16 protein-coding genes are annotated in these 17,552 nt (G+C 62.7%); 10 read left to right on the forward strand and 6 right to left on the reverse strand.

What is annotated here, in order from left to right; genetic code table 11:
* Window positions 1-191: 191 nt before the first annotated feature.
* A complete protein-coding gene (locus GOEFS_RS20185; protein ID WP_007319810.1) occupies window positions 192-779 on the reverse strand; it encodes a histidine phosphatase family protein in 588 nt (195 codons plus the stop codon).
* A gap of 246 nt (window positions 780-1,025) precedes the next feature.
* Between GOEFS_RS20185 and GOEFS_RS20190 the strand changes: the two genes are divergently transcribed.
* Window positions 1,026-2,117, forward strand: a complete 1,092-nt coding sequence (locus GOEFS_RS20190; protein WP_007319811.1) for a 3-deoxy-7-phosphoheptulonate synthase — start codon at window positions 1,026-1,028, stop codon at window positions 2,115-2,117.
* A 153-nt stretch (window positions 2,118-2,270) separates the two neighbouring features.
* Here the strand turns inward: GOEFS_RS20190 and GOEFS_RS20195 are convergent, their stop codons facing one another.
* The 3 genes from GOEFS_RS20195 to trhA form a co-directional block, all read right to left on the reverse strand.
* Window positions 2,271-3,767, reverse strand: a complete 1,497-nt coding sequence (locus GOEFS_RS20195) for a PepSY-associated TM helix domain-containing protein (RefSeq protein ID WP_040525713.1) — start codon at window positions 3,765-3,767, stop codon at window positions 2,271-2,273.
* 63 nt (window positions 3,768-3,830) lie between these two features.
* Window positions 3,831-4,379: a hypothetical protein gene (locus GOEFS_RS20200; RefSeq protein ID WP_007319813.1), complete on the reverse strand. Its 549-nt coding sequence runs from the start codon at window positions 4,377-4,379 to the stop codon at window positions 3,831-3,833.
* A gap of 43 nt (window positions 4,380-4,422) precedes the next feature.
* Window positions 4,423-5,097 (reverse strand): PAQR family membrane homeostasis protein TrhA, encoded by a 675-nt coding sequence (gene trhA / locus GOEFS_RS20205; protein ID WP_007319814.1) that lies wholly within the window; start codon window positions 5,095-5,097, stop codon window positions 4,423-4,425.
* Window positions 5,098-5,218: 121 nt separating this feature from the next.
* On the opposite strand from trhA, the gene GOEFS_RS20210 reads away from it, so the two are divergent.
* On the forward strand, window positions 5,219-6,001 hold the full coding sequence (locus GOEFS_RS20210) for an isoprenyl transferase (protein WP_007319815.1): 783 nt from the start codon (window positions 5,219-5,221) through the stop codon (window positions 5,999-6,001).
* Between the two features lie 35 nt (window positions 6,002-6,036).
* Here GOEFS_RS20210 and pdxR read toward each other — a convergent pair whose 3' ends face one another.
* Entirely contained in the window at window positions 6,037-7,476 is a 1,440-nt protein-coding gene (gene pdxR, locus GOEFS_RS20215; protein WP_007319816.1) for a MocR-like pyridoxine biosynthesis transcription factor PdxR, read from the reverse strand.
* 111 nt (window positions 7,477-7,587) lie between these two features.
* On the opposite strand from pdxR, the gene GOEFS_RS20220 reads away from it, so the two are divergent.
* Window positions 7,588-8,364, forward strand: a complete 777-nt coding sequence (locus GOEFS_RS20220; protein ID WP_007319817.1) for an SDR family oxidoreductase — start codon at window positions 7,588-7,590, stop codon at window positions 8,362-8,364.
* A complete protein-coding gene (locus GOEFS_RS20225; protein ID WP_007319818.1) occupies window positions 8,361-8,834 on the forward strand; it encodes a carboxymuconolactone decarboxylase family protein in 474 nt (157 codons plus the stop codon). Before GOEFS_RS20220 ends, GOEFS_RS20225 begins: the two co-directional genes overlap by 4 nt.
* Before the next feature lie 14 nt (window positions 8,835-8,848).
* On the opposite strand, the gene coaA is transcribed toward GOEFS_RS20225, so the two are convergent.
* Window positions 8,849-9,790: a type I pantothenate kinase gene (coaA, locus tag GOEFS_RS20230; protein ID WP_007319819.1), complete on the reverse strand. Its 942-nt coding sequence runs from the start codon at window positions 9,788-9,790 to the stop codon at window positions 8,849-8,851.
* A 106-nt stretch (window positions 9,791-9,896) separates the two neighbouring features.
* On the opposite strand from coaA, the gene GOEFS_RS20235 reads away from it, so the two are divergent.
* The 6 genes from GOEFS_RS20235 to phoH2 all read left to right on the forward strand — a co-directional run bounded on the left by GOEFS_RS20235 (window position 9,897) and on the right by phoH2 (window position 17,419).
* Complete coding sequence (locus GOEFS_RS20235) at window positions 9,897-11,096, forward strand: hypothetical protein (RefSeq protein ID WP_040525716.1); 1,200 nt, start codon at window positions 9,897-9,899, stop codon at window positions 11,094-11,096.
* A 49-nt stretch (window positions 11,097-11,145) separates the two neighbouring features.
* Complete coding sequence (gene glyA, locus GOEFS_RS20240; protein ID WP_007319821.1) at window positions 11,146-12,459, forward strand: serine hydroxymethyltransferase; 1,314 nt, start codon at window positions 11,146-11,148, stop codon at window positions 12,457-12,459.
* Window positions 12,460-12,817: 358 nt separating this feature from the next.
* A complete protein-coding gene (locus GOEFS_RS20245) occupies window positions 12,818-13,255 on the forward strand; it encodes a MarR family winged helix-turn-helix transcriptional regulator (RefSeq protein WP_007319822.1) in 438 nt (145 codons plus the stop codon).
* A gap of 70 nt (window positions 13,256-13,325) precedes the next feature.
* On the forward strand, window positions 13,326-14,963 hold the full coding sequence (locus GOEFS_RS20250) for an MDR family MFS transporter (protein WP_007319823.1): 1,638 nt from the start codon (window positions 13,326-13,328) through the stop codon (window positions 14,961-14,963).
* Window positions 14,964-14,996: 33 nt separating this feature from the next.
* The gene (locus tag GOEFS_RS20255) at window positions 14,997-15,863 is read left to right on the forward strand and encodes an acyl-ACP desaturase (protein WP_007319824.1); all 867 of its coding nucleotides are present in this window, start codon (window positions 14,997-14,999) and stop codon (window positions 15,861-15,863) included.
* 257 nt (window positions 15,864-16,120) lie between these two features.
* Complete coding sequence (gene phoH2, locus GOEFS_RS20260; protein WP_007319825.1) at window positions 16,121-17,419, forward strand: RNA 5'-3' helicase PhoH2; 1,299 nt, start codon at window positions 16,121-16,123, stop codon at window positions 17,417-17,419.
* Window positions 17,420-17,552 lie beyond the last annotated feature (133 nt).

Consider the following 17,552-nt stretch of genomic DNA (forward strand, 5'->3'; position numbering starts at 1 on the left):
ACACCCGGCTCGGCTGGCGCCTCGCCGGGCACTCGACCAGCGGTGGGTTGTGGCTGGTCGAGTGCGCTCGCCGAGATGAGCGGCACGTGATGTTTGCAGGTGGTCGAGTGCGCCCGCCGAGCGGAGCGAGACGTGCGTGTATCGAGACCCGGCGAGTCGAATGGTGTTGTGCGGTAGGGTAAACGGCACCACTACCCCGACAATTCGTCCAACGTGCGGTTGGGCTCGGCGTCGGAAAGTAGCGCGGTACCGGCCGGGGAAAACGTCAGACATGCGCCGAAACCTATTGGCTGACCGAGGAATCGGGCGATAAATGACCGCGAGAAGTGGCCGTGCGACACCACGATCACGTCGCGCTCTACCAATGCTTTGGTGATCCGGGTGATCGTGGCATCGACGCGAGAGGTCATGTCCGACAGTGATTCTCCGCCCGGCGCTCCGTGAGTCCAGATGGTCCACGACGGTTCCAACTCCGCCTGGATATGTAGGCGGGTGAGTCCTTCGTAATCGCCGTAATCCCACTCGGCGACCGATTCGGTGACCTCATCGACGCTCAGTCCCGCGAGTTCGGCGGTGCGCAGTGCGCGCAGTCGCGGCGAGCAGATGACGAGCGGGTGATCGAGTCCGTGCCGGGCGATCTTGGGACCCAGTGCGCGCGCTGCGGCTTCGCCGATAGGTGTGAGATCGATGTCGGTCCGGCCGGTATGCCGCCCGCTCAAGGCCCATTCGGTCTGTCCGTGGCGGATGAGCAGGATGCGACGACCGGTTCGAGACTCCATTCTGGTGATCGTAGTAGTGCGTGCTAGCATGTTCGGCGTGACCAGCACAGTGCGCGCGTATTGGCGCTTTATCGAGGCTCCGGGTGAGCCGACGATGAAGCGCTGACAGGCGTACACACAAACCCGGAGCCTCAAGCAGCGACCATTCGGTTGCTGCTTTCTTTGTTTCCGGGCTACCAGGGGAAGATTCTCGCGGTGACACCGGAAACCGACTCAAGATCCGGTACAACCACGAAAGGTTTTTCAGTGACCACCACCTCAGATGCATCCGGCAATTCGCCTGTGACGACCCTAGACGCGGCGTCGACCTCCGACCGGCGTATCCGCTCCTTCCGGGCGATACCGTCTCCCGACGCCCTTCGTAACGAACTTCCATTGACCGTGCGTCGAGCCCTGGCCGTCCAGCGTGACCGCGATGAGATCGCCGCGATCCTTGCCGGTCACGACGACAGGCTGCTTGTTGTCGTTGGACCGTGCTCGGTCCACGACCCGATTGCTGCCCTCGACTACGCGCGCCGCCTTGCCCCATTGGCTACCGAATACGCCGACAGCGTGAAGATCGTGATGCGCGTGTACTTCGAGAAGCCCCGCACGACTATTGGGTGGAAGGGGCTGATCAACGATCCCGGTATGGACGGAACCTTCGACGTCGAACGAGGTCTGCGTACCGCCCGCTCGCTACTGCTCGACATCATCGACCTTGGCCTGCCGGTCGGCTGCGAGTTCCTTGAGCCAACCAGTCCCCAGTACATCGCCGATGCCGTGGCCTGGGGAGCGATCGGCGCGCGTACCACTGAATCTCAGGTACATCGTCAACTCGCTTCTGGTCTGTCGATGCCGGTCGGCTTCAAAAATGGCACCGACGGAAATATCCAGGTTGCCGTCGACGGCGTGAATGCGGCTGCCGCACAACATGTCTTCTTCGGAGTTGACGACTTCGGCAAAGGTGCCGTCGTAGAGACCGCGGGCAACGAAGACTGCCACGTGATCCTTCGCGGCGGAACATCGGGCCCGAATTACGACGTGGAGTCCATCGCGCAGGCCGTCGCGGTGATTGCGAAAACCGATCTGCCGCAACGGGTTATGGTCGACTGCTCGCACGCCAACTCCGGCAAGGATCATCTCCGGCAGGCGGAAGTCGCCGGAGAAATCGCTGACATGCTCAGTGCCGGAACCACTTCGATCAGCGGCGTGATGTTGGAGAGCTTCCTTGAGGCGGGAGCGCAATCGCCGGACGCGCAGCCGCTGATCTACGGTAAGTCCGTTACCGACAAGTGCATGGACTGGGATGCGACGACCGTTGTGCTTCGAAAGCTGGCACGGGCGGCGAGTCGCTAGTTATCCACTCACGGTGCCGAAATGCCATTCGGAGAACCCTACACCGCTCGCCGAAACATTCACCCCCCTTTCCTCGCATTCACCTCATCCGCGGATGAGGTGAATGCGAGAAAAAGAGGTGAATTCGGCGGCGCCGCAATGGGACCCAGGCGGCTACATCACTCGTCGGGCCACGCGTGTTCCGGCGTCGAGTACCAGAAACGCTAGTAGCGAGATGCCGAGTAGAGGGATGAACCAGCCAACGAGCACGGCTATCCCGACAATGCCGATGACCGCCCACAATGGGGCGTCCCGCCAGGCTCCCGCGCTCGGAGGTGCGCCGACGGTGCCGCGAATTATGTTGTCAGCGTTAGCTTTCCCGGTCGGCCGACGTCGCCACCACATCACGTAGCCGCGGATGATCACCGTCAGCAATGCGATACACAGTGCGAACAACGCGAGTTGACTCGCCAGGCCGAACAGAATTCCCATATGCAGCTGAATTCCCCATTCAGCCAGTTTGGCGGCAAACGGCCAGTCCGCGAACCGAGAGATATCGGTGACGGTGTCCGTCGCTCCGTCGATCGCTACGACATCGCGCGAGAACACCCACGGAACCCGTGACTGCTTGACACTGAAAGCGGTTGTCGAGTCGGCGGGGATGGAGGACTCCACAACACCATCGAGGCCAGCCGCGCGTGCTGTAGCAAGAACTTCGTCGAGTCGGGAAATGTTGGTAGACAGCGTCTCCGACGACATCCTCGTTCCGTCCGGCATTGTCATTCCGCCGTGTTGATCGTGCGCGCTCGTCGACGGCGTCGCGGCACCGCTAAGGTCGGTCTCCACCGATGGGGCGGTCCAGCTCAACGAGGCTCGCATGTCGGAGACATTCTCGCCGGCGAATCGCGACCAGGTAAGGCCGGTGGCTGACAAGAAGACCAGTCCGACGACGAGCCAAATGCCAACGAAGCCATGCCAATCGAGGGTCCGTTTGCGCTTGGCGCCTGGCGTCGACGTCGACGCTGAGCGATCGATGGTGAGTAGTCGTGCAGCGGCGCCCGCACGTCGCTGTTTGCGGTATCGACTGACCCACAACGCCAAACCACCCAGCGCGATAACCCACAGCCAAGAGGCGGCTAGTTCGCTGTAAATGCGACCAGCCTCGCCGAGGTGCAGATTGCGATGCAACGTATCGATCCAGGCCCGTGTCGGCAGGGCGCCGGAGCTTCCGTACACCTGCAGCGTGCCTTGCGGTTTGGCGGTTGCCGGGTCGATGAATACCGACCAGCGAAACGATTCGCCGAGCGATGGATCGGTGAAGAGCACTCGGGTGGTGTGTCCGTCATTGCCAGGCTGAACCGCGGTCGGTGCGAGATGTGGCAGGACACTCTGCGCGGCCTGAACTTGGGCCGCAACAGATTTGGCCGGTCCGTCCGAGTCGGCCTGCAGATAACTTCGATAGGTCAGATTCTCCAGCGTCGGAGCAACCGCATATATCGCGCCGCTGATAGTCGCGACGACCAGAAACGGTGCTATCAGTATCCCGGCGTAGAAGTGGAGCCGGCGCAAGAGAGGCGTGAATGAACTTTTTCGCGACACTTGCGGCGGAGCTGAATCAGATTGCGTCGAACCGGTTTCCGGGGTCGACGGTGAAACAGGGGGTGAAGACATGGAGTAACTCATTTCGCGAATGGGCTGATAGCGCGCCGACGTATGCCGGGCGCGCAAGGGAATTCAGTGCGAGATGAGAGCTTGAGGTGGTCCGCGAGTGACACTCGCGGCGGCAATGAGCAGACCGTAGGCGGTCTGAGTGGGTGTGGAGGAGACCACCCACATCGGTGTGACTGTCTGCGTCGCGTCCACATCGTCGACAATCAATCGATGCAGAAGTGAAAGTGCCCAGGTGGCAGCCGATTCCGCCAACCAAATCAGGGCGATGTCGAGTATCGCGATGGCGCAGTGGAAAGCGAGCATGCCTGGAGTCAGGCTCTCGACCAACCCGGTGTGACTGTGCTCGGCGCCGAGCATCAAAGTAGTGTGGCCGATCGCTTGCCCAGCGAAGATAGTAGCCAGTAAGGGCGCAAGAGCGCCCCGGTCAACCTTCACCGCTGAAACGGTCGCGCCAAAAGCCGCACACGCCACTACGAGCAGTGCGATCGAGTTTCCTGATGGCGGCTCGCCGCCGCCAGCCAGACCGTGTGCGGTGATACTCGTGGCACCCGACAAACCGCCGGCAACGCAGCCGCGCACACGGCGCAGCGTCATTCCGGTTGAGGCGGGCACCGGGTAAGAATAACTGTCCGCTAGCCCATGACCTGCATCAGGTTTACGAGGCGATCAGGATCCAGGCCGCGATGTAATGCGTGACGGCGGCGATCGCGGTACATGCGTGGAACACCTCGTGATAGCCGAAAAATTCTGGCCAGGGATCCGGCCAACGCATCGCGTAGAGGATGCCGCCGACGCTATAGAAGACGCCACCGACCGCGAGTAGCACCAGCACGGCGACGCCACAATGCTCGATAAGCGCCGGTGCCGCGCCCACGATGACCCACCCGAGAACGATGTAGAGCGTGACGCCCAGCCAGCGTGGCGAGCCGGGCCAGACGACTTTCACCAACACGCCGGCGATCGCGCCGGACCAGACGATGCCAAGCACCCACCACCGTGTCGGGTCGGGCAATCCGACCACGCAAAATGGGGTGTAAGTGCCGGCGATGAAGACAAAGATCATGGAGTGATCGGCGCGCTTCATCATCGTGCGTGCTTTGACGGTCTTCCAGGTCACCCGGTGATACGTGGCGCTGACGGTGAACAGACCGACAACCGTTAGCGCGTAGACGCCGCATGCGAGTGCGGCTCCGGCACTGCGGAGTACCGCCGCGCCAATGACCAGCGCGATTCCCGCCGCGACCGCGACGAAAGCCGAGTAATGGTGGATGATCCCTCGTAATCGGGGTTTGACGAGCGTCGTCGATTCGTCCGGGGGAGTCAACACCATGAACCTACGGTACCGTAGGTTCATCCGCCGGGGCGGAAAAGCCGGTTGTCAGTCTGCTCTCAGCTTGGCGCGTAAGGTGTCCAAGGTGACAGTTACGCTGCGTTCGCGGGAGTTGAAGTAGGTGCAGATTCTTCCGACCCGGCTGCGGCGGCCGCTGTACCAGATTTATGAGCGGCGGCTCGTCCAACTGATGGACCCCACTCAAAACCCCCGACATGTCGCCATCATTTGCGATGGCAACCGCCGGTGGGCACGCGAGGCGGGGTTCGAGGACGTCAGCGCGGGACATCGTGTCGGTGCCGCACGAATCGCCGAGATGCTCGGCTGGTGTTCGGAGCTCGGGATCGAGACGGTCACCATCTATCTCCTATCCACTGAGAATCTGCAGCGGACATCGGACGAACTCGACGCGTTGCTGGAGATAGTCCCCGACATCATCGACGAGATATCCGGCCCGGAAGGCAACTGGCGGGTGCGAATCGTGGGCACGCTCGATGAGCTGCCTGACGTGGTGGCTGAACGGTTGCGTACGGCGTCGGCGCGTACCGACAGCCGCACGGGGATGAATGTCAATGTTGCGGTGGGGTATGGCGGCCGGCAAGAGATCGTCGATGCGGTGCGGTCGTTGCTTACCAAGGCTGCTGCCGAAGGTTCCTCGCCACAGGAGATGATCGAGGCGGTCACCGTCGATGCGATCGATCGCAATCTGTACACGCAAGGTCAGCCGGACCCCGATCTGGTGATCCGGACGTCGGGCGAGCAACGACTATCGGGTTTCTTGCTGTGGCAGAGCGCCTACTCGGAGATTTGGTTTACCGACGCTTACTGGCCGGAGTTTCGCCGCGTCGACTTCTTGCGAGCATTGCGCGACTACGCCGCTCGCAGTAGAAGATTCGGGAAGTAGCGCCAGCCCGCGACGCGGTATGCCAGCCCGGGACTTCATCTGAACCTGGCGAGCAGGTTGGCCAGCGCGTCGACGTCGGCGGCGAAATTCGAGTCGGTTGGTGAGCCGAAGCCGACGACGATGCCGCCGCGGCCGTCCGGTGATGCGGCGGGGTGACGAAATTGGCCGAGGCCAAAGACCAGAAATCCAGCCGACCACGCCGCGGCGAGGATCGACTCCTCGGCATCAGGCCGGCAGGGGAGAACGATATGAAGTCCGGCGGATACGCCACCGGCGTCCACACCGACGTCGCGTAACCGAGCCACCAGATGATCGCGCCGCTTGCGATAGAACTGGCGGCTACGACGGATATGCCGGTCATACGCGCCGGTTCGAATGAGCTGTGCCAGTACGAGTTGGTCGATAATGCTGGCGTCGGGTTCGCGTGGCCCTTTGGCGGCGACCAACGGCTCGACGACGGCGTCGGGCACCACCAACCACGCGATACGAACCGCGGGGGACAGGGATTTGCTGACCGAACCGGTGTAAATCACGCTGTCGGGCGCCAGTCCCTGCACCGCGCCGATCGGCTCACGGTCGTACCGAAGTTCGCCGTCGTAGTCATCTTCGATGATGTACCCGCCGCGCGACCGAATATCTGCGACGACGGCTGCACGGCGAGCCGGACTGAGTGCGACGCCGGTCGGGAACTGGTGGGATGGAGTCAGCAAGACGGCCTTGGCGTCGCCGTAGGCGTCGCTGGTGAGTGCGCCGACGTCGGCGCCGTTGTCGTCGATCGGAATTGGCAAGGTCAACGTGCCCGCCGCTTCGATGGAGGCGCGGTGAAACGGCAGACTAAAGGATTCGACTGCCAGCGCGCCGTCGAATGCGCGTCCGCACAATGACACCAGCGCCGTATGAACCGAGGTGGTTAGCACGATGTTGTCCGGCGTGGTGCGGACTCCGCGCACTCGTGCCAGATATCGCGAAAGTTCCTCGCGCAGTTCATAGTTGCCCTGCGGATCGCCGGGACCGAATGCGCTGTGCGGGGCTTCGGTGACCGCGACGCGCGTTGCCGCGATCCAGTCGGAGCGGGGAAACAGGGATGACGTTGGCGCGCCCAGACTGAAATCGTGTGTTGGTCCGCTGGGTTTATGTCGAGCGGTTACCGGAGCCGACGGCGTCGAGGTGTGGGCCACGACGGTACCCGAGCCCTGTCGTGCGGTGAGCCATCCTTCGGCGATGAGTTCGGAGTAGGCCGCCGATACCGTCCCGCGTGCCACGCCAAGGTCGGCGGCGAGTGATCGATAGGGAGGCAGTCTGGTCCCGGCCGGAAGTCTTCCATCGCTGATCGCTGTGCGTAATTCGGAAGTCAGGGACCGGCGCAGTTGCGCGCCCCGGCCGTGAGCCGACAGCGTCGGATCAGGTTGGAGGTCGAGAAACAAGTCGGTGCCCAGGCGTTGGGCGACGGCGGCCCAATGGTCGGTCGGTGTCACAGGTGCGCTCCAATTGGCCCAAGTTTCGGTCGTCAGATTGCACTGATAATACGTGCCAATCTGGCGTTACGGTGGCCTAGGAAGCGACAACAATCGAGAAGAAGGTCGGATATGAAAATCTTGGTGATCGGAGCCAGTGGCGGCATGGGGCGGTTGGTCGCCGACGAGCTGGAAGGTCGCGGCGTCGACGTCGTGCGGGCCCACCGGGCAGCAGGTGTTGACGCATACACCGGTGATGGGCTGGCAGAAGCCGCACGCGGTGTCGACGTCATCATCGAATGCGCGAATGTCGTCACGCAGAGCGCCGCCAAGTCGATCGACTTCTTCGGTACTGTCGCGCGCAACGTCAGCAAAGTCGCCATCGACGCCGGCGTGAAGCGCGTGGTGTGTTTGTCGATCGTCAACGCGGCTGATCCGGAAGTCAACGCGAAGATGGGCTACTACCAAGGCAAAGCCGAGCAGGAGAAGGTCTACCGGCGCGAACTCGGCGATCGTGCCATCCTGTTCCGCACCGGGCAATGGTTCGAGCTGGCGCGGACGCTGACCGAGGCGATGAGTGTCGGTCCGATCGGCATCTCAGCACGTATGCTCTCTCGCCCGCTGGCCGCCGCCGACGGAGCAAAACTGTTGGCGGACACGGCAATCAACCCGGCCGCGACCGAGATCGACGTCGCCGGTCCGGCAGATCTGGATATGCTCGACGTTGCTCGTGCGATCGCGAAACGCCGCGGCACACCGAAATGGGTTCTGGGAGTTAACTACGGCGGCAAGGCGATTCGTTCGGGGGCATTGACTCCACGTGGTGAATTCGAGCAGACACCGACGACGTTCGCGCAGTGGCTCAATGCGACTTATCCGGCCGGCTCAGCGAAGGGAGCACGCGCATGACCGCGGCGCCAGAGGGCACCCGGATGTGGATGCCGTCGTCGAATCCCGTCGTGTACAAGGCACTTGTCGCCCTGCAGCGCGCATCGTCGAAGGATCTTGACGCCGGGCTGGTGGCGTTGATCTACATTCGCGCCTCGCAGATCAACGGCTGTGCCTACTGCTTGCATATGCACACCAGCGACGCGCTGGAATCGGGCGCCGATCCGGTCAAACTCGGAGTGATCGCTGCGTGGCGTGAGTCGACCGGTATCTTCGATGACCGCGAGCGCGCCGCGTTGGCGTTGACCGACGAAGTGACTCTGATCGCCGAAAGTGGAATCGCAAGTGAGGTTTTCGAAGCGGCGCGCGCTGTCTTTGACGAATATGAACTCGGTCAGGTGCTGGCGAGTATCGCGATGATCAACACGTGGAATCGGATCGCCATCACCGGCGGTTACCCGACGTCCTTCGACGAACGCGCCTCCGGTTAGCCAGGCAACGCCGACTACAGCTTTCGCAGCCGCACCCGGTTGATCGAATGGTCAGAATCCTTGCGTAACACCAGGGTTGCCCGGGGGCGTGTCGGCAGGATGTTCTCGATGAGGTTGGGGCGGTTGATCGACGTCCAGATATCGCTGGCGGCGGCGGTGGCCTGTTCGTCGGTCAACCCCGCATACGAGTGGAAGTGTGAATTGGGATCAGCGAAGGAAGTGGTTCGCATCTGCAAAAACCTTGAGATGTACCACTTTTCGATATCACGGATCTTCGCGTCGACGTAGATGGAGAAGTCGAACAGATCAGACACCATCAGGGTCGGACCGGTCTGCAGCACGTTGAGGCCTTCGACGATGAGGATGTCGGGCTGACGGACGTAGTGCATGACGTCGGGCACCCGGTCGTAGGTCAGATGGGAGTAGACCGGAGCGGTTACTTCCCGCGCACCCGACTTAACCTCGGTGACAAAGCGCAGCAGCGCGCGCCGATCATAGGATTCGGGAAACCCCTTGCGGTGCATGATCCCTCGCCGCTGGAGTTCTCGAGTGGGCAACAGAAATCCGTCCGTGGTGATCAGATCCACCTTCGGATGCGAATCCCACCGCGCGAGGAGCGCGGCGAGCACACGCGCCGTCGTCGACTTACCGACCGCGACACTGCCGGCGATACCGATGACGAAGGGGACCTGGCGGCTGGTTTGTAGTTCACCGAGGAAGGTCGACGTCGCGGCATATAGCCGTTGCCGTGCGGCGACCCGTAAGTGAATCAGACGAGAGAGAGGTAGGTAGACGTCGGCGACTTCATCGAGGTCTATTTGCTCACCGAGTCCGACGAGGGAGTCGAGTTCAGTCTCATTGAGCACCATTGGCATCGCCTGGCGCAGATCACGCCACTGTTTGCGGTCGAGTTCGATGTAGAGGCTCGGGTCGCGCCCGGTGGCGTCGCGTGCCATCAGCGCATCCGCGGGGTCAGCGGACAGATCGTCGATGCGAACATCGTCCTAGCTTAGGCACGGGGAAGGTGAACTGACTCATCGGCGTCGCTATCGTGGTGAGCTTATGGAGGCATCTGTGGTGGAGGAGTACCTGCGTCTGGGCTTGGCATTCGACCGTCTGGAGCCGGGGTTCGTCGACGCGTACACCGGTGATCGGAGACTGCGAGCCGACGTCGAGTCGGGGCCACAGCCCGATCCGGCGGAACTGGCCGGTCGTGCCAGGACACTACGAAAACAGCTACCTGGTGAATTGTCTTCGGCGCGTGCGGCATTCATCGACTCGCACCTGGTGGCACTCGAGTGCTCGGCCCGCAAAATGGCCGGTGAGCAGATCAACTTCGTCGATGAGGTGCGTGCGTATTTCGACGTCGGCATCGAGATGGCCGATCCGCAGGGATATCGGGACGCCCAGACCGAACTCGCCCGCGTTCTCGGCGTGCCCGTGACCGGTGTCGCGGACGCATATGCCGACCACCGGCGTCGGGATGAGATTCCGGCCGACCGGGTCGACGAATGCGTACAGGCATTCGCCAGCGCCTTGCGCGACCGCGTGCGCAGTACATATCCGTTGCCCGACAACGAGATTGTGGACTTCGAGGTGGTGTCCGACCAGCCGTGGTCGGGTTTCAACTATTACTTGGGGAACTACTCGTCGCGGGTGGCAATCAACGGCGACCTCACGCAGTACATGTCGTCGTTGCCGCATCTCATCGCGCACGAGGCTTATCCGGGGCACCACACCGAGCATTGCCGGAAGGAGCAATTTCTGGTTGGAGCGGGCCAGCACGAGCAGTCCATCTTCGTGGTCAACACTCCGCAGTGCCTGATGGCCGAGGGACTGGCCGATCACGCGCTGGTCGCCGCCGTCGGGCCGCAGTGGGGCGTGTGGGCCCAGGAAATCTACGCCGACCTGGGACTACGATTCGACGGCGAGCGTGCTCAGCGTGTGGGGAGTGCGACTGCTGGACTGCTCTCGGTGCGGCAAGACGCGGCACTATTACTTCACGATCGGCACGCCGACGAGGACACCGTCGTGCAGTTTCTCCAGACGTGGCTGCTCGCACCACCGGCTCGCGCGCGACAGATGATTAGATTCCTGACGTCGCCGTTGTGGCGGGCCTACATCAGTACCTATGTCGAGGGTTACCGCTTGCTCGGGACGTGGCTCGATGCGGCTCCGACGTCGCAGCGGCTGGAGCGGTTCGGACGACTACTCGACGAGCCGTTGACGCCGGCCGTGCTGCGTGCCGAACTCGCCGGATGAGTCGCCCCCGATAGCAGTCACGATCATCGGCCACCATAAACTTGGGCCCATGAGTGACGCCGACTCCGCACAGTCCGTGAATTCCATCTCGCTGGCCGAGCTTGATCCCGACGTCGCGGCTGCGATGAACGGCGAATTGAGCCGTCAGCGCGACACGTTGGAAATGATCGCATCGGAGAATTTCGTTCCGCGCGCGGTCCTGCAAGCGCAAGGCAGCGTGCTGACCAACAAGTACGCCGAGGGCTATCCCGGCCGGCGGTATTACGGCGGTTGCGAGTACGTCGACGTCGTCGAAGACATCGCGCGGGATCGGGCCAAGGCACTATTCGGCGCGGATTTCGCTAACGTGCAACCACATTCGGGTGCGCAGGCCAATGCCGCGGTGTTGCAGGCATTGATGGAGCCGGGGGAGACGTTGCTCGGTCTGGACCTCGCGCACGGGGGGCACCTCACGCACGGCATGCGTCTGAACTTCTCCGGCAAACTCTACGAGAACGCTTTCTACGGAGTCAGCAAGGAAGACTTCCGTATCGACATGGACGAGGTGCGCAAGATCGCCCTCGACACCAAGCCGAAGGTTATCGTCGCCGGGTGGTCGGCGTATCCCCGCACCCTCGACTTCGAGGCGTTCCGCTCGATCGCCGACGAGGTCGGCGCGTACCTCTGGACCGACATGGCGCATTTCGCCGGTCTGGTCGCGGCGGGGTTGCATCCCAGCCCGGTTCCGCATTCCGACGTCGTGTCCTCGACCGTGCACAAGACTCTGGGGGGACCGCGATCGGGCATCATCCTGGCCAAGCAGGAATGGGCCAAGAAGCTCAACTCGGCGGTATTCCCGGGCCAGCAGGGCGGGCCGCTCATGCACGTCATCGCCGCGAAGGCCGTCGCGCTGAAGGTGGCGGGTACCGAGGAATTCGCCGACAAGCAGCGTCGCACCATCGAAGGCGCCAAGATTCTGGCCGACCGACTCACCGGCGCCGACGTCGAGAAGGCCGGTGTTTCGGTCCTGACCGGTGGCACCGATGTCCATCTGGTCCTGGTTGATCTGCGTAACAGTTCGCTCGATGGCCAGCAGGCCGAGGACCTGCTGCACCAGGTCGGCATCACGGTCAACCGCAATGCGGTGCCGTTTGACCCCCGCCCGCCGATGGTCACCTCCGGTCTGCGCATCGGCACGCCTGCCCTTGCGACGCGTGGTTTCGGCGCCGAACAGTTCACCGAGGTCGCCGACATTATTGGAACCGCGCTGGCCGCTGGGCAATCGGCGGATGTTTCGGGCTTACGTGCGCGGGTATCGCAGCTGGCATTGGACTTCCCGCTCTACGACGGGCTGGAGTCCTGGGGCCTGATGAGCCGTATCTGACTTTCGGCTGCGTACCTTCCGGCCAGACCTGGGTTGAATCCGCGGTTGGCCGGCTAGTTTCTGCGCGCTCAGGGCCAGCGAGGGCAATGTTCCCTCGGCGGCGGCCCAGGGGGCGGATTTCGGTACCCGGCGCGCTAAGGCGGTGGGGTCGTGCGCTCTCAGGTGTGAAATATCGTCCCCCTCAGCGGTATCGAAGGGCATATTGCCCTCCGAGCCCACTCACGGGGACGAGAATTTTCAGTCGCGGCGGATCACTCCTTATGTGACGAGTCGCATAGCTACACGTGCCTTCCCGCGGGAATAGTTGCGCTATGCAATCGGTTGCTTTCGTCAGGTAATTATCTAAAGAGGCGATTCGATGACACTCACTGATTCCTCAGTGGCGGCACTACTGGACGAACTTATGCTGCTCGGCCGTACGGTCCGCGCCGACGTCGCGCGAGCTGACGGTGCGGCCGATGGGCTGGCGGCTCCGCTCGTCGGCGTGCTGTGGGCATTGGATTCGGCCGGGCCGGTCCGGCAGAACTGCCTCGCCGACAAGCTCTTCGTCAGCGAGTCGGTGCTGAGCCGGCAGATATCCAAGCTCGTCGCCGCCGGTCTGCTGGAGCGCAGCCGCGACGGCCAGGACGGCCGCGCGACTCAGGTTGTCATCACCGACGCCGGGCGCGAGGCGCTCAGTGCTGCCATGAGGCGCCGGTTCGACTGCATCGCACCCAAGTTGACGCAGTGGTCCGATGCCGATGCGGCCGCTGCACTCGGCGCGCTCAGAAAACTGAGATCGTCACTGTCTCAATAGATTTCAACGTCGCCGCGAGATTATGCGGCGGCGTGACAACACTATTTCTTCAATCACGTAAGGAAGTCAGATGTCAGCTGCTCCAACCGAGGTGAGTGCGTCCAGCCCACCCGCGATGTCGCACCGCGAGGTGCTGCAGGCGATGACTGGCCTGCTGGCCGGCTTGTTCACGGCGTTGCTGTCGTCGACGATCGTGGCCACTGCTCTGCCAACCATCATCGCCGACCTCAAAGGCACTCAGACCGAATACGCCTGGGTCATCACGGTGGCGCTGCTGGCGAACGCGGCGTCGACGCCGATCTGGGGAAAACTCGCCGATCTCTTCAATAAGAAGCTGTTGGTACAACTGTCGCTGGTGATCTTTGTGGCCGGCTCGCTGATCGCGGGTATGGCGCATAACGTGCCGGTGCTGTTGGTTGGTCGTGTGGTCCAAGGCGTCGGCATGGGCGGTCTGACCGCGCTGGCCGTCGCGATCATTGGCTCTATCGTGTCGCCGCGCGACCGCGGCCGCTACTCCGGGTATATGGGTGCGGTGATGGCGGTGTCGATGTCGGGCGGCCCGATCCTGGGCGGCGTCATCGTCGACAGTCCACTCGGGTGGCGCTGGTGTTTCCTGGTTTGCGTTCCGCTGGCGCTCATCGCGCTGGTTCTATTGCAGAAGACGCTGCATATCGCGACCATCCGCAAGGAAGACGTGTCCATCGACTGGCTTGGAGCGATGCTACTGACGGCCGGTGTCAGCGTGTTGTTGATCTGGGTCTCGTTCGCCGGATCGAGCTATGACTGGATCTCGAAGGAAACCGCGATGTATGTGGGCGGTGGCGTCCTGCTACTTATCGCGACTGTATTCGTCGAGTCGCGGGCGGCATCGCCGATTATCCCGCTGCGCATTGTCTCCGAACGCACGACCGCGTTGGCAATCCTCGCGTCGGTAGCCGTTGGCGTCGGGATGTTCGGTGCCACGACGTTCCTCGGCCAATATTTCCAGACCGCACGTCACTACTCGCCGACCGAGGCCGGCGTTCTGACCATCCCGATGGTCGTAGGCATGTTCGGCGGCTCGGTCGTCTCGGGGCAGCTGATCACCCGGTTCGGCCGGTGGAAGCCCTTCTTGATCGGCGGCGCGACATTGTTGATCGCCGGATTCGGACTGCTGGGCACGATCGATCACCTCACGTCGCTGTGGCTCCTGGGCATATTTATGTTCCTCGTCGGCCTCGGTACGGGCATGCTCATGCAGAACCTCGTGCTCGCGGTGCAGAACACGGTCAGCGTGCAGAACATCGGCGCGGCGTCGGCGAATGTCGCCTTCTTCCGTACGTTCGGCGGTGCCATCGGTGTTTCGGTGATGGGATCCATCCTCGCGACTCGGGTCACCAATCTAACTACTGAAGGTTTGGCGAAGATCGGCATCACCGGAGCGCACGCGAGTGGTGACTCGCTCGACCTTTCAGCGTTACCCGCACCGGTGGTCGAGGTGGTTCGCGGGGCCTACGGTGATGCCACTGCTGCAATCTTCCTGATTGGCGCGGTGTGTGCTGTTGTCGCGCTGCTCGCGGTCGTTTTCATTCCCAACCGCCCGCTGCGCACGACCGTCGACATCGAAGAAGTGCCCTTTGCCGAAGAGGCAGCTGTCGAGGTGGAAGCGGCGGCCGCGAATACCGGCGCCGTCGCTCGTGCGCGCACCGCCGACAAGGCGGGGATTTAGGCAGCGAGGTGGTCGGCTTGTATTCTTTCGTGCGTGACTGTATTGCCGGAAGACGAGCTGATCATCGCACTGGAGAAAGCGCTCCCCGAGATTGCCGAGGAGCATGCGGAGATCGCGACCCCGTGGAATCCGCATGACTGGGTGCCGTGGGATTCGGGCCGCAACTTCGCTTTCCTCGGCGGTGAGGATTGGGATCCGTCGCAGGGCACCATGTCCGCGGAGGAGCGGGCGGCGACCCTCGCCCTGCTGTTGACCAAGGACAATCTGCCGTCGTACCACCGTGTTCTCGCGATCCATTTCCCGGCGTTCTCCGACTGGCGCCAGCTGGTCGGAGTGTGGACCGCCGAGGACAACCGGCACGCTATCGTCTTGCGCGACTACCTCGTAGTGACCCGCGCGATCGATCCGCTCGACGCCGAGGAACGTCGGCTGCACCACGTCACACAGGGCTACCGTCAGCGGACCGACAAGGTGACCGGCCTGAGTCCGCTAGACACCTTGGCACTGATGGCCGTGCACGAGAACCAGTGCGTCGCCTTCATTGAGCGCCTCTCGTCGGTGGCGACCGACGACGCCTACAAGCAGATCCTCGCCAAGATTGCCGGCGACGACGGTGCTCAGGCGACGACCTTCGGTTCATTCCTGGCTGCCGGTTTGGTAGCTGACCAGGAGGCAACGGTCATCGCCGTCGACAACGCACTGACAAAGCTCGAGCAGATCGGTGCTGATATCGCGGACTTCGACGACGAGTGGGCATTGATCGCCGACTACGAGAATGACGAAACCAAGGGCAAGATCGCCGCGACACTCGTTGATCAGCTCAAACTCAATTCGGTACACGGACTGTCCGACGATGCCGAGGCCGCGCGTCAGCGCATCCTCGCACTCGCCGCGCAGTAGTTGGGATTCGGTTAACCCAGATTTCACGCCGACACGCCCCCTACGAGGTCAACTCGTAGGGGGCGTCGGCGTACCTTGAGCCTTGATGGACTGCGGGGAAGCGGTCCATCCGGAAGGTTCGAATCGTGGTAGCGAAATGCGCAGCGAGAGGACCGGCCCCGGTCCTCGCCCTTCCCGCCTGGCGGTGGGAAAGAGCCAGAACCGACCGGTCACCGCAAAGCGTGTGTGCGGGTGCCGTACACACTAGGAGCCCTGACGTGACCATTCGCACCTATGTCCTCGACACCTCCGTGCTGCTGTCCGACCCTTGGGCCGTAACACGATTCGACGAGCACCACGTCGTTCTGCCGCTGGTAGTGATCAGCGAACTCGAGGGCAAACGCCATCACCACGAACTCGGCTGGTTCGCGCGTGAGGCCCTTCGTCTGCTCGATGATCTTCGCCTCGAACACGGTCGTCTCGACTTGCCGATTCCCATCGGTTCGGAAAACGGCACCCTGCAGGTGGAGCTCAATCACACTGATCCGTCCGTATTGCCCGCTGGCTTCCGGACCGACGACAACGATTCGCGAATCTTGGCCTGCGCGTTGAATCTTCGCGCCGAAGGCAAGGATGTGACGCTGGTGTCCAAGGACACGCCGTTGCGGGTCAAGGCGGGTGCGGTCGGGTTGGACGCTGACGAGTATCACGCGCAGGACGTCGTAGTGTCGGGATGGTCGGGGATGACCGAACTCGACGTCGAGCCGGCGGCGATCGATGCGCTTTTCTCCGACGGAGTGATCGACGTCGATGCCGCGCGAGAACTGCCGTGCCACACCGGGATTCGGTTGCTGGGTAATGGTTCGTCGGCCTTGGGGCGGGTGACTCCCACGAAACAGGTGCAACTGGTGCGCGGCGATCGCGAAGCTTTCGGGCTGCATGGGCGATCGGCCGAACAGCGCGTGGCGTTGGATCTACTGCTCGACGACAGCGTCGGCATCGTCTCCCTCGGCGGAAAGGCCGGTACCGGTAAGTCCGCGCTAGCGCTTTGTGCCGGACTGGAAGCGGTGCTGGAACGTCGAACACAACGCAAGGTGGTCGTGTTCCGGCCGCTGTATGCCGTTGGCGGACAACAGCTTGGCTATCTACCTGGCGGTGCCGACGAAAAGATGGGGCCGTGGGCGCAGGCCGTGTACGACACCTTGGAGGGACTTGCTTCGCCAGAAGTGATCGACGAGGTATTGAGCCGCGGGATGCTGGAAGTGTTGCCGCTCACGCATATTCGTGGTCGGTCGTTGCATGATTCGTTCGTCATCGTCGATGAGGCGCAATCCTTGGAGCGCAATGTGTTGCTGACGGTGTTGTCCCGCTTGGGAACTGGCTCGCGAGTGGTGCTCACGCACGACGTAGCGCAACGTGACAATTTGCGCGTCGGGCGGCACGATGGGGTGGCCGCGGTGATCGAAAAGCTTAAGGGCCATCCGCTATTCGCGCATGTGACGCTGACGCGAAGTGAGCGGTCGGCGATTGCGGCGCTGGTCACGGACATGCTGGAGGAATTCGCGCCGGGAGCATAGTTGCCGGTGTGGTGGCGGTCGTGGGCGTGGTGGTCTCGATACACCCGGCTCGGCTGGCGCCTCGCCGGGCACTCGACCAGCGGTGAGGGCTCAGTTGGTCGAGTGCGCTCGCCGAGCGGAGCGAGACGCGCGT

The sequence above is a fragment of the Gordonia effusa NBRC 100432 genome (assembly GCF_000241305.1).
Taxonomy (GTDB): Bacteria; Actinomycetota; Actinomycetes; order Mycobacteriales; family Mycobacteriaceae; genus Gordonia; species Gordonia effusa.